Source organism: Mycobacterium hubeiense (assembly GCF_002838065.1).
GTDB classification, from domain to species: domain Bacteria; phylum Actinomycetota; class Actinomycetes; order Mycobacteriales; family Mycobacteriaceae; genus Mycobacterium; species Mycobacterium hubeiense.
Genome location: NZ_PIZU01000036.1, coordinates 38,235 through 49,632, shown reverse-complemented (window position 1 = coordinate 49,632; position 11,398 = coordinate 38,235). Strand labels below are relative to the sequence as shown.

The following is an 11,398-nucleotide window of genomic DNA, read 5'->3' as shown; positions in this document are numbered from 1 at the left end:
AACGCCGCCATCATGCTCATCCTGAGTGCCGGTCAACAGTGTCGGGTTGCTCATCGGGCATCCAGTGCGATACACCGTGGAGGGCCTCGAAGCGATATTCGCCGCTGACGTAACGTTCGCAGCTTTGGGCGGCCTTGCGAAGGATGTACTTGTCGGCGTCGCTCCACACAAACATCGTCGGAACAGTCACGTGCCCAACTCGGCCTGACAAAAGGACAGCCCGATACCAGTTGAGCGCTGCTGCATACGCTCCCGGTTGCGCCATGGCGTGGGCGTCGCGGTCAGCACGCTCTATCGTCTGACCGCCGGCTTGCAACATTCTGGACAACCTCGTGCCGTTGCCGTCTCGGCCCAGATAGAACAGCTCGGGAAGGACCGGCAGTTGATAGAAATACAGGTACCACGACGCCAATGCTTGCCGGCTTGTCAGCATTGATCTTTGCAGCGCGCTGGGATGCGGACCCGACAGCGCCGAGAGCGTCCTGAGACGGTCGCCACGACTGGCCGCGAAACTCCATGCCACCAACGCACCCAGTCGTGCCCGACAAGATGGACCCGCTCTGCGCCGCTTTCGTCGATCAGGGCGTCGACATCGGCTACGAGCTCAGACATTCGATAGTCCCAGCGACGCGCCGGGCGGGCGCCGGGTGAGTGGCCGCGCTGGTTTGGGGCCAAGCAACGATACCCATGCTCTGTTAGACGAGGGATGACGGCGTCCCAGGCCGAATTGCTCTGTGGGTGCCCATGCAACAGGACGACCACCTGCCCATCGGCTGGCCCGGCGTCGCTCACCTCGAACACGTGCTGGCCGTGTCGGAACTGCTCCACGGCTTCATCATCGGTCACACGCCCCGCCGCTGGCGCGGATTGGTCGTCGGCGCCCGATTTGCGCAGGTGATGGGCCGGCGGGAAGCCGGCGCGCCGATAAGGTGACCGTATCGTCCCGTTCCACGGGATAGACGTCGGCGCCGCTTCAGCGCGGACTGCTAACCAACACGCATCTGTTGAACACGCACCGTTACCAGTTGAAGGTAGCGAGTGGTATTTGATGAGAGAACCTGCACCCCTTGGCGATTGGCTGATTTTCTCGGCGGATCTGCTGCCGCTGCAACCCGCCGGGCCAGCACAGAGCAGCATAGCTGAGGAAGGATACGAGAGATCCTGCCGGGAGGTGAAACCTTGAGCGAACCATGGCTTTCTGACCAATGCGTTGAGTGGACCGTTAGGTCCCCAACGGATCCGAAGGCGCCCGCTGGCTGGCCTTTGGAACCACCCACCCCTCTCGTCCCGGACCCCGATAATACGTCACAGTGACGAATTGCACTGAGTTGCAAGGGCTATTCATTAGCACGTCAGGCGCTCTACGTCAGCCTGGAGAAGATCGACCCGCGGCTGATCGAGGCGTCCAAAGACCTCTACTCCTCCAATACGCGCAGCTTCACGAAAGTGATTCTGCCGCTGTCGATGCCCGGCGTGCTGGCGGGCAGCCTGCTGGTGTTCATCCCGGCATCCGGCGATTTCATCAACGCCGAGTATCTCGGAAGTACGCAGACCACGATGATCGGCAACGTGATTCAGCAGCAGTTCCTGGTGGTGAAGGACTATCCGGCCGCCGCAGCGCTAAGCCTGGTGTTGATGGCGATCATCCTCGTCGGCGTGCTGCTCTACACGCGGGCCCTGGGCACGGAGGACCTGGTATGACGACCCAGGCCATGATCGAGACGGCGATCGAGCCCACGAAACCCAAGCGCGTCAAGGGCTTTCCCCGGTACGGGGATCTGGTACTGCGGATCATCGCCGGACTGGTGTTGTTGTACCTGTTCTTGCCGATCTTCGTGATCGTGTTGTTCTCGTTCAACGCACCCAAAGGCAAGTTCAACTACACCTGGCAGGGCTTCACCCTCGACAACTGGGCCGACCCGTTCAAATATCCGGCGCTGACAGACGCGATGAAATTGAGCCTCAACATCGCGGCGGTCTCGACGGCCATCGCCGTGGTGTTGGGTTCGCTGGTCGCGATAGCACTGGTGCGGCAACGGTTTCGGGGCGATCGAGCCGTCGACACGTTTCTGATACTGCCGCTGACGGCACCCGAGGTGGTGATGGGCGCGTCGCTGCTGGTGCTGTTCCTGGACCTGGGCTGGGCGACGGGCTATACCACCATCTTGATCGCCCACGTGGCGTTCGAGATCAGTTTCATCGCCATGACCGTACGGGCCCGGGTGCGCGGATTCGACTGGACATTGGAAGACGCGTCGATGGACCTGGGCGCCAGCCCCACCCGCACCTTCTTCAAAGTGACGCTGCCGCTTATCGTTCCGGGCATTGTCGCGGCGGCAATGCTGTCGTTCGCGCTGTCGCTGGACGACTTCATCATCACCTATTTCGTCAGCGGGTCGACGGTCACCTACCCGCTGTATGTGAACGCAGCCGTCAAGGCCGCGGTGCCGCCGCAGATCAATGTGCTGGCGACCGCGATACTCGTCGTCAGCCTGATCCTGCTGGCGGCGGGAACGCTGTACCGGCGCAAGCGAATTGCGGTCTAGTCCAGCTTGACCCTTACCGACACGCGACCTCGGTCGTCGCGGTTGGCGACAGCATGGCCGCTGCGGTCCTGTCCGTCCAGGTCCACCAGCGTGATCGGCGCACCGGCGCCGAGGAAGTTACGCCACCAGTTCTTGGAGTCGGGCGCCATCACGTGGATGGTGACGTCCTTGCCCGAACGCTTGATACTGACCGGCGTTTCGAACGTCTGCCCGGACCGGCGGCCGACGTAACGCACGACGACCAAGCTGTCGGCGATGAACCGGCCCAGCACCGGCGCGTTGCGCAGTCCGACCGCTGCGGCGTTGAACCATCGAACGAACGGTGTACCGAATATTCCGCGTGCCATTTCCGCGAGGATAGCGGTGTCGGCGGCGCTTCACCTGGCGCAGAAATGCGCAGGCTCAGCCGACCTCGACGGGCACCGGCGTGGCGCGGGCACCGGTGCGGGCCGCGCCGATGCCTGCGGCGACCACGAAGCAGATGCCGACCACGCCGAACGGACCCGGCACCTGCTGCAGCATGACCAGGCCGACGAGCAATGCGAAGGCCGGTTCCAGCGCCATCAGCGTGCCGAACGCGGCCGTCGTCAACCGCCGTAGCGCCATCATCTCCAGCGCGAACGGCACCATCGGCAACAGGATCCCCAGCCCGATCCCGATGAGCAGGATCTCGGGCGTCATTCGAGGCAACACCAGCGGGCCGACGACGACGGTGGCGAGCAGACCGGCGACGGGCATCGACACCGCCAGCCCGTTGATCCCGGCCACTTCGTCGCCGACGCGCTGGGTGAGCAGGATGTAGCTCGCCCAGCAGACCGCCGCGGCGAGGGCGTACGCCACCCCGATCGGGTCGACGGCACCGGCCCACGGCTGCGTCAACAACACGACACCCACCGCGGCGAGTCCGGGCCACACCACGCGGTGGCAACCCTTACCGTGCGCGACGGCGACTCCGAGCGGGCCCAGGAACTCCAGCGCGCTGGCCGTGCCCAGCGGGATGCGCGCGACCGCGGCCATGAACAACAGCGTGATGGCCGCGGTGACCACACCGAGCAGCACGCACACCGCGAAGGTTCTCTTGGTGAACGCCGTGGCCCGCGGCCGGACCAGCACCAGGAACAACAGGCCCGCCCAGGCCAATCGCAGCCACGCCGCGCCCTCGACGCCGATGTCGTCGATCAAACCGATGGCCACCGCGAGACCGGTCTGCACACACAACATGGACGCCATCGCCATGATTGCTCCGGTGCGCGCCTGCGAGGTCATCCCTGCATTGAACGGCAGTCAATCGTTCGCGTCCACGTGATATCTATGGACATACCGTTCAGGAATACCGAACAGTCAGTCGAACTGTCCGCGGTCCGGCGAGCGGTCGGGAAACGGGTCGTTGGAGAAGTCGATCTGCGCGGCCGGGTTGCTGATGGCCGTGACCAGACCCGATCCGAAGGCGCCGGCGTGATCGAACAAGGTCGCGGCGCCCACCGCGATGCCGTCGGCCACCCAGTGCGCATCGGCCTGCACGCCGATCCACTCGTCGAGCGGTAAGCGGGCCAGCGCCACGGTGAGATCGCCGTTGATGTAGCCGACGCCGGCGGTGCCCAGGTTGGTCACCAGGCTGGTGCCCTCGGCGGCCATCGCGGCCCGCACGAACGGCGAGTTGTCCTGACCGTCGATGACGTCGACGGTGCGGTTGATGAATCGCTTGCGGGTGGTGTTCTGGTGGTCGACGATGGCGCTGCTCCAGCCCGCGCCGTCGCTGCCGATGTAGACCCGATGCGACTCTTCAAGGTTGGCCGGCGGCGTGAAATCCGTTGTGGATACCCATTCTTCGCCGCGAGGCGGTTCGGCGCGCCGGTACTGCACCAGCGTGGCGCGGGCCACCGTCACACCGTCCTGCACAATCTCGCATTCGGAATTGCGGACCCGCCGGCCGTCGCGCGCCAGCCCGGTCTTGACCGTCGTCGGCACTCCCCTGGCCGCCTTGAACAGGTCGACGGTCAGGCGGGCCGGCATGAACTCGGGCAGCCCGTACGCCGTCTCCAGGGTGCGGGCGGCGAGACCCACCACCGCCGGACCGTTGAGATGGTCCTCACCCCAGTGGCTCTGCGCGTATCGCGTCGGCAGGAAGCGATCCTCGTCGATCTGGGTGAAATGCGCAGGACGTGCGGTCATCCGCGCATCGTCGCACAGCACAATCGAGGGGTGGACACCCGACGGCTGCAGTTGCTGCTCTCCCTCTCCCGACTGGGTTCGATGCGCGCGGTCGCCGAAGCGCACCACCTGACCACGTCGACGGTCTCGCAGCAGATCGCCGCGCTGGCCGCCGAGACCGGGACCCGGCTGATCGAACCGGACGGCCGACGGGTGCGGCTGACACCGGCCGGGCGTCGGCTGGCCGATCACGCGGTGACGATCTTGGCCGCCGTCGACGCGGCCCGCCTCGACCTGGATCCGGATGCCGAGCCGGCGGGCACGGTGCGGGTCGGTGGTTTCGCGACGGGCATCCGGGTGTCGCTGCTGCCGAACGTCGCCGAACTGTCGCGGCGCTATCCGAAGGTCGATTTCGTCATCAGCGAGTACGAACCGCTGGAGGCCTTCGCCCTGCTGACCGATGACGATTTGGACCTCGCGCTGACCTACGACTACAACCTGGCGCCGGCCGCGCCCGGGCCGGTGCTCGAAACCGTTGCGCTGTGGTCGATTCCGTGGGGTCTTGGCGTTCCGGCGGACACGGCCGACGGGCCCGTCCATGTCGCGTCGTACACCGAAGCGACGTGGATTGTCAACTACCGCAACACCGCCGACGAAGACGCGGTTCGCACACTGGCCGCGATGGCGGGCTTCACCCCGCGGATCGCCCATCAGATCGACAGCCTGGATCTGGTCGAGGATTTGATTCTCGCGGGCTACGGGGTCGGGTTGTTGCCGATCGGCCGACCGACCTGCCGAGGGGTGAAGGTGCTACCGCTGGCCGACGCCAATCCGGTGCTGACCGCTTACGCGGTGACCCGCAAGGGCCGCTCGACGTGGCCGCCGCTACGGGTAGTGCTGGATCAACTGCGGCCGCCGACGACCACCTTGCCACACCCCGAGTGGCCGCGACCGGTTCCATAGATCAAGCGATGCGAGCGCGGGTATCCGTCGACCAGAGGTACGCGCAGTCCGGGCATTGCAGGTGTAGCAAAGTGCCGGTATTGCTCAGCAGGTACTGCCAGTGAGTGCCGCAATTGCGGCGATTCTGGCAATGGGAGCAACGACGGTGGTGCTCACACGCCGGACACGCGAGCCAGGCCCGGCGAGCGCGGTCTGCGGTGGGATCAATCGGTAGCACGTGTCGCCGTCCGATCGGGCAGCACGCCGGCGCTGACCAGCTCGTCGTAGATGCGCTGCTGCTCGGCGTCCAGACCGGAATACAGCAGGTCGTACGCCTTTTCCTCGTCGGCCAACACCGCGATCGGATCCCACTCATCGCCGAGGGCCGCCAGCACTGCGCTGCGGCGGCGCTGTTCATCCAGCGTCAGGTCGTAGGCGAGCTCGAGATCGGACATCGCGTAAGGGTGCCCTAACTCGGCAGGTCCGAACAATGACCTACGTCACGTTCTCCACCGGACATTCGTCACATTCGGCCGGCCAACCACTGCTGTTGGCGCCGAACGAATCCGGCGTCGACGACCGCGCCGTGTCCGGGTACGTACACCGCGTCCGCTCCGCCGAATTCCAGCACCGCGTCCAGCGTGGCGGGCCAAGCCGCCACGTCGGAGTCGTCGTCGATCACCGGATCTCCGGACTCCTCGACTAAATCGCCGCAGAGCACCACACGCGCATCCGGCACCACGACGATCAGATCGTGGTTGGTGTGCCCGCGTCCGGGGTGGACGACGTTGACGGAGCGGTCGCCGAGATCGATCACGGCGTGGCGGATCAGGTGCTCGGGTGTACGCAGCGCGGCGATCGCACGGTCGATCTCGGCGGCGTCCGCGCCGTGCCGTATCGCGTCCGCGCGCAGGTGCTCCTTTTTCGTGGCCGCGACTTCCGGTGCACCGTAGACCACCGCCTCGTCGAACGCCGAGCTGCCGAGAATGTGGTCGAAGTGGTTGTGCGTCAACACGATATGGCTGACTGCATGGCCCGCCAGCTCGCCGACGTCGCGGTCGATAGCTCTAGCTTCGGCCAACGTGGTGCCCGTATCGACCAACAGCACTCCGGCGGCGCCCTGCACCAACCCGACGGTGACGTCGAGAAACGGCAGACGACAGCGGAACACCCCGTCGCCCAACCGTTCCCAGTCGACGTTCACTGCCCGAGCGTCAATGGTTGCGCGGCCCGATACTGCTCCAGCACCTGCGGCGTCGGGTCTGCTTCGTACGTCGCCGTCACGCCGAAAGACCACGGCGGCGGCGAATCCCGTTGTGACAGCGTCCACGCCGCCTGCCGGGCAGCGCCCAGTGCCACGTACTCGGCGGGGATCGGCACATGCACCGCCTTGATCCAGATAGCCGGGGCGATCCGGCGCACCGCTTCCGAGCGGGCGCCTCCGCCGACGAGGATGACGCGTTCGACGTCAATGCCCTGCGCGGAGATTGCCTCCATGCAGTAAGCCATCGAGGCCAGCAGTCCCTCGACGGCCGCCCGGGCCACGTTGGCGGAGGTGAGGTTTCGCGTCGTCACGCCGTGCAGCGCGCCGACCGCCTCGGGCAGATTCGGTGAGCGCTCCCCCTCGAAATAGGGCACCACCGTGAGCCCTTCGGCCCCTGCGGGCGCCGACAGCGCCAACCGGTCCAGCTCGTCGAAGTCCACCGACAGCATGCGAGCCACCGCCGCGAGCACGGGCGCCCCGTTGAGTGTGCACACCAACGGCAACTGCCGGCCGGTGGCGTCGGCGAAGCCGGCGACGAGGCCCTCGGGATCATGCGGCGCCGTATCCCCAACCGCGCTCACCACGCCGGAGGTGCCCAGCGAGACGATGCAGTCGCCCGGGCCGGCGCCCAGGCCCAACGCTGCGGCCGCGTTGTCCCCTGCCCCAGGACCGAGCACCGCGCCCGCCGCGGTCTGTCCCGCCGCCTCGTGCGGACCGAGCACCGTCGGCAGCAGCGGTCGCCGGCCCCGCATCGCCAGCTCCAGCAGGTCCGGTTGGTAGGTATCGGTCGCCGACGAGAAGTATCCGGTGCCGCTGGCGTCGCTGCGGTCGGTGCGCAGCTCGGCGATGTCGGTCGAGCCGGCCAACCGCCACGTCAACCAGTCGTGCGGCAGGCACACCGCCGCCGTCGCGTCGGCATGTGCCGGCTCCTCGTCAGCCAGCCAGCGCAGTTTCGTTGCGGTGATGGACGCGACGGGCACCACCCCGATCCGGTCGGCCCACGCGCCGGGGCCGCCTAACTCCGCGACGAGCTGCGCCGCGGCACTGCTGGAGCGAGTGTCGTTCCACAGCAACGCATCTCGCACAACGCTGCCCGCAGCGTCGAGGCACACCATGCCGTGTTGCTGGGCACCCACCGCCACCGCCGCGACGTCGTCGAACCCACCCGCGGAGGATATGCTCGTCTCCAGCGCGCTCCACCAGTGCCGTGGGTCGACCTCGGTGCCGTCCGGATGGGGCGTCGACCCCGAGCGGATGATCTCACCGGTATCCGCCTCGCAAACGAGGACCTTGCACGACTGGGTGGACGAGTCGATGCCCGCAACGAGCGCCACTCTCCCAGCCTATTCGCGATGAGTTCGCCGCCGCGATCGTTTCGCCGCGGCATCACGTTGCTGAAGTACTCGGCGGGATAATGCGACTGCTGTAAGAATCGGTGGGTGGACGACGAGCGCCCTGCGGCGCCCAAACGCTGGGATCCGGACCGCAACGAAACGGAAACCGAACGGCTGGACCGTAATTGGGCGAGCCTGCTGCAGGAGCTTCGGGTCGCGCAAACCGGCGTCACACTGCTCACCGGGTTTCTGTTGACCCTGCCGTTCACGGATGGCTTCGAGGAGATCGACAACGTCATGCGCGTGGTCTAGCGGCGTGCCAGCGATGGTTGTCTGCCCATGCGGGCAGTTAATCAAGGCCGCCCGACACCGCTGCGGCCGCCTCGTCGATGATGGCGCGCATGGCGCGCTCAGCGGCGGCTTCATCGCGGAGCCGGATCGCGCGGGCGACCTCGTCGTGCAACTCGATCGCCTCCGGATTCGGCGTCTCCGGCATCATGCCGTGGTGCGTGCGTCCGGCCAGCACCTCGGCGACCACGCCGTTGAGTGCCCGGAACATCTCGTTACCGCTGGCCTCCAGCAGAGTTTGGTGAAAGACCTTGTCGGCCAGCAGGTAGGCCTCTAGATCGCCGGAGCGGCCGTGCATCACCATGTCCGACACGGCAGCGGCCAGAATGCGGCACTGGTGCGGGTCGGCGCGTCGGGCGGCCAACGCTGCGGCCGCCGGTTCGAATCCGCGTCGCAGCTCCGATAGCGACGCCAATTGTGCTGCGCGGTCGCCGGATTCGAGCCGCCACCGAATCAGCCTGGGGTCGAACACGTTCCACTTCTCGGGCGGCTGAATCGTGATGCCGACGCGACGGCGCGACGCGAGCATGCCCATGGACTCGAGTACGCGAATCGCCTCACGCGCGACACTGCGCGACACGCCGTGTGCCGCACTGACGCCCTCCAGGTTGAGCACGTGTCCGGGCGCGTATTCGCCCGACACGATGGCGGTGCCGAGCGCGGTGAGCAGATTCTCGTGCAAGGCGCCGACGATTGGTTCCGCAACCACCTATACATCTTGTCATAGCTTTGCCGACACCACGTAAAACCAGATCTTTGCGCTATACGGTTGCAATAATATGACTTTTAATGAATGATGTGTGACGGCAGACACAACTGGTTAGGTGGAATGAATGGGGTCACCAATCGTCGTCATGGGCGTTTCGGGGTCTGGGAAGTCGACGGTGGGCGCGGCGCTGGCGCAGCGGCTGCGTGTCCCGTTCGGTGACGCCGACGACTTCCATCCGCCCGCCAACATCGCGAAGATGACCGCGGGGGAGCCGCTCAACGATGACGACCGCTATCCCTGGCTGGAGGCGATCGGGGAGTGGCTCGCCGAGCATCACGACGGCGGAGTGATGAGTTGCTCTGCGCTCAAACGCCCGTACCGCGACCAATTGCGCCGCCACTGTCCCGACGTCGAATTCCTGCACCTGTCCGGCTCGATGGACGTGATCGCCCGCCGACAGGCCAGTCGCCCAGGACATTTCATGCCGGCCTCACTGCTGAAGTCGCAATTCGACACCCTCGAACCGCTCGATGCCGATGAACACGGTGTCGTCGTCGACGTCGACCAGAACATCGACGCGATCGTCGAGGCGTACCTATCCGCCACAGGCACAACCGAACAGGAGAACCGATGACAACGGGCCGAGCACTGACCGCAAGGAGCTCTCGTGGAAGCAATTGAGCCGGCATATGGCGCAGGCACCCTGCTGCTGATCGCAGCGGCGGCAGTCGCAGTTCTTCTGTTCCTGATCATGAAGGTGAAGATGCACGCCTTCGTGGCGCTCGTGCTGGTGAGCGTGCTGACGGCATTGGCCGCCGGCATCCCCGTCGGTGACGTGCCGGAAGCGCTGGCCTTCGGATTCTCCAACACGATCGGCGCGGTCGCGCTGCTCGTCGGCTTCGGCGTCATGATCGGCCGACTGCTTGAGGTCACCGGCGGCGCCCAGGTGCTCGCCGACACCCTCATCGGCAGGTTCGGCGAGAAACGGGCGCCGTTCGCGCTTGGCGTTGCCGCGCTGCTTTTCGGCTTCCCGATCTTCTTCGACGCCGGGCTGGTCGTGTTCCTGCCGATCATCATGACGGTCGCGCGGCGCTTCGGCGGATCTCTCCTGCTGTATGCGCTGCCGGCCGCCGGAGCGTTCGCCGCCATGCACGCGTTGGTGCCGCCGCACCCTGGACCTGTCGCCGCTGCCGAAGCACTCGAGGGCAGTATCGGCCTCACCCTGCTCGTCGGCGTCCCGATTGCGGTGGTGTCGTGGTACGTGGGTGCGTTTCTCGTCTCACAGGTGTTGGGCCGCCGCGTCCACGTCGACATCCCCGAAGCATTGTTCGGTCACATCAACGGTGGGCGCGACAGCGAAACGGAGGCGACCGAGGAAGCCGACGGCGCCGGCGGTGCGGCACGCACCGTCACTCGCACCGCGCCATCCTTCGCGACGGTCCTTGGTGTGCTGCTTCTGCCGTTCGTGTTGATCTCGTTCAACACTGTGCTCGGCACCCTCATCGCCGCAGGCGTCATCGGAGAGGACGCCACCTGGGCGCAGTACTTCATGCTGCTCGGAAACACCAGCGTCGCACTGCTTATCACAGTGCTCGTGGCCACTGTTGTGTTGGGGTTGAGAGATCGCTCGCTGGCCGACGTGACCACCATTCTCGACCAAGCACTGGGCCCGATCTGCTCGATCATCCTGATCACCGGTGCCGGTGGCATGTTCGGTGGTGTGTTGCGGTTGAGCGGCATCGGGGATGCGCTCAGCGATTCACTGGCAAATCTCGGAATGTCTTTGATAGTGCAGGCTTTCATCATCGCCACCGTGCTTCGCGTCGCGCAGGGTTCGGCCACCGTCGCGTTGACGACGACCGCCGGCCTGCTCAGCGCCGCCGCCGCCGAAGCTGCCCTGAGCAATTTCCAGATCACCCTTCTGGTGATCGCGATCGCCGCCGGCGCGACCGTACTCTCACATGTCAATGACTCCGGGTTCTGGCTCGTCAGCCGGTTTTTCGGGATGGACGTGAAGACGACGCTCAAGACCTGGACGGTCATGGAGACGACGCTCGGCCTCACCGCATTCGTGATCAGCCTGGCCTTGTGGGCCGTCGCTTGA

13 protein-coding genes and 2 pseudogenes are annotated in these 11,398 nt (G+C 65.9%); 7 read left to right on the top strand and 8 right to left on the bottom strand.

The genetic code is table 11. The features are described from left to right. Positions 1 to 16 precede the first annotated feature (16 nt). A pseudogene (locus CWS39_RS22480) lies at positions 17 to 828 on the bottom strand (alpha/beta fold hydrolase). Here CWS39_RS22480 and CWS39_RS29275 point away from each other — a divergent pair. The 3 genes from CWS39_RS29275 to CWS39_RS22470 all read left to right on the top strand — a co-directional run bounded on the left by CWS39_RS29275 (position 739) and on the right by CWS39_RS22470 (position 2,546). Then, positions 739 to 933, top strand: coding sequence for a hypothetical protein (locus CWS39_RS29275; protein ID WP_199178258.1), 195 nt, complete (start codon positions 739 to 741; stop codon positions 931 to 933). The pseudogene CWS39_RS22480 and the gene CWS39_RS29275 overlap by 90 nt on opposite strands. Before the next feature lie 384 nt (positions 934 to 1,317). Then, a complete protein-coding gene (locus CWS39_RS22475) occupies positions 1,318 to 1,701 on the top strand; it encodes an ABC transporter permease (RefSeq protein ID WP_348535342.1) in 384 nt (127 codons plus the stop codon). After that, the gene (locus CWS39_RS22470) at positions 1,698 to 2,546 is read left to right on the top strand and encodes an ABC transporter permease (protein WP_102145112.1); all 849 of its coding nucleotides are present in this window, start codon (positions 1,698 to 1,700) and stop codon (positions 2,544 to 2,546) included. Before CWS39_RS22475 ends, CWS39_RS22470 begins: the two co-directional genes overlap by 4 nt. Here the strand turns inward: CWS39_RS22470 and CWS39_RS22465 are convergent. From CWS39_RS22465 to CWS39_RS22455, 3 genes are all read right to left on the bottom strand, one after another. Further along, positions 2,543 to 2,893, bottom strand: coding sequence for a hypothetical protein (locus CWS39_RS22465; RefSeq protein WP_102145111.1), 351 nt, complete (start codon positions 2,891 to 2,893; stop codon positions 2,543 to 2,545). The genes CWS39_RS22470 and CWS39_RS22465 overlap by 4 nt on opposite strands. Before the next feature lie 55 nt (positions 2,894 to 2,948). Next, entirely contained in the window at positions 2,949 to 3,812 is an 864-nt protein-coding gene (locus CWS39_RS22460) for an EamA family transporter (RefSeq protein ID WP_199178256.1), read from the bottom strand. Between the two features lie 75 nt (positions 3,813 to 3,887). Then, positions 3,888 to 4,718, bottom strand: a complete 831-nt coding sequence (locus tag CWS39_RS22455) for an acyl-CoA thioesterase domain-containing protein (RefSeq protein WP_102145117.1) — start codon at positions 4,716 to 4,718, stop codon at positions 3,888 to 3,890. Between the two features lie 30 nt (positions 4,719 to 4,748). Between CWS39_RS22455 and CWS39_RS22450 the strand changes: the two genes are divergently transcribed. Then, positions 4,749 to 5,660 carry a LysR family transcriptional regulator gene (locus CWS39_RS22450; protein WP_102145109.1) on the top strand — a complete coding sequence of 304 codons (912 nt, stop codon included), beginning with the start codon at positions 4,749 to 4,751 and terminating at the stop codon, positions 5,658 to 5,660. A 203-nt stretch (positions 5,661 to 5,863) separates the two neighbouring features. Here the strand turns inward: CWS39_RS22450 and CWS39_RS22440 are convergent, their stop codons facing one another. The 3 genes from CWS39_RS22440 to xylB all read right to left on the bottom strand — a co-directional run bounded on the left by CWS39_RS22440 (position 5,864) and on the right by xylB (position 8,237). Further along, positions 5,864 to 6,094: a DUF6400 family protein gene (locus CWS39_RS22440; protein WP_102145107.1), complete on the bottom strand. Its 231-nt coding sequence runs from the start codon at positions 6,092 to 6,094 to the stop codon at positions 5,864 to 5,866. A gap of 68 nt (positions 6,095 to 6,162) precedes the next feature. Beyond that, entirely contained in the window at positions 6,163 to 6,843 is a 681-nt protein-coding gene (locus CWS39_RS22435; RefSeq protein WP_102145106.1) for an MBL fold metallo-hydrolase, read from the bottom strand. Then, positions 6,840 to 8,237, bottom strand: coding sequence for a xylulokinase (xylB, locus tag CWS39_RS22430; RefSeq protein ID WP_102145105.1), 1,398 nt, complete (start codon positions 8,235 to 8,237; stop codon positions 6,840 to 6,842). The genes CWS39_RS22435 and xylB overlap by 4 nt, the downstream gene beginning before the upstream one ends. Positions 8,238 to 8,342: 105 nt before the next feature. Here xylB and CWS39_RS22425 point away from each other — a divergent pair. Beyond that, positions 8,343 to 8,546: pseudogene (locus tag CWS39_RS22425) on the top strand (DUF6328 family protein); the annotation flags it as partial. Between the two features lie 40 nt (positions 8,547 to 8,586). Here the strand turns inward: CWS39_RS22425 and CWS39_RS22420 are convergent. Beyond that, positions 8,587 to 9,294: a FadR/GntR family transcriptional regulator gene (locus CWS39_RS22420; RefSeq protein WP_102145104.1), complete on the bottom strand. Its 708-nt coding sequence runs from the start codon at positions 9,292 to 9,294 to the stop codon at positions 8,587 to 8,589. Positions 9,295 to 9,418: 124 nt separating this feature from the next. Between CWS39_RS22420 and CWS39_RS22415 the strand changes: the two genes are divergently transcribed. Together CWS39_RS22415 and CWS39_RS22410 are read left to right on the top strand one after the other, a co-directional pair. After that, positions 9,419 to 9,928, top strand: a complete 510-nt coding sequence (locus CWS39_RS22415; protein WP_102145103.1) for a gluconokinase — start codon at positions 9,419 to 9,421, stop codon at positions 9,926 to 9,928. Between the two features lie 33 nt (positions 9,929 to 9,961). Next, a complete protein-coding gene (locus CWS39_RS22410; RefSeq protein WP_102145102.1) occupies positions 9,962 to 11,398 on the top strand; it encodes a GntP family permease in 1,437 nt (478 codons plus the stop codon).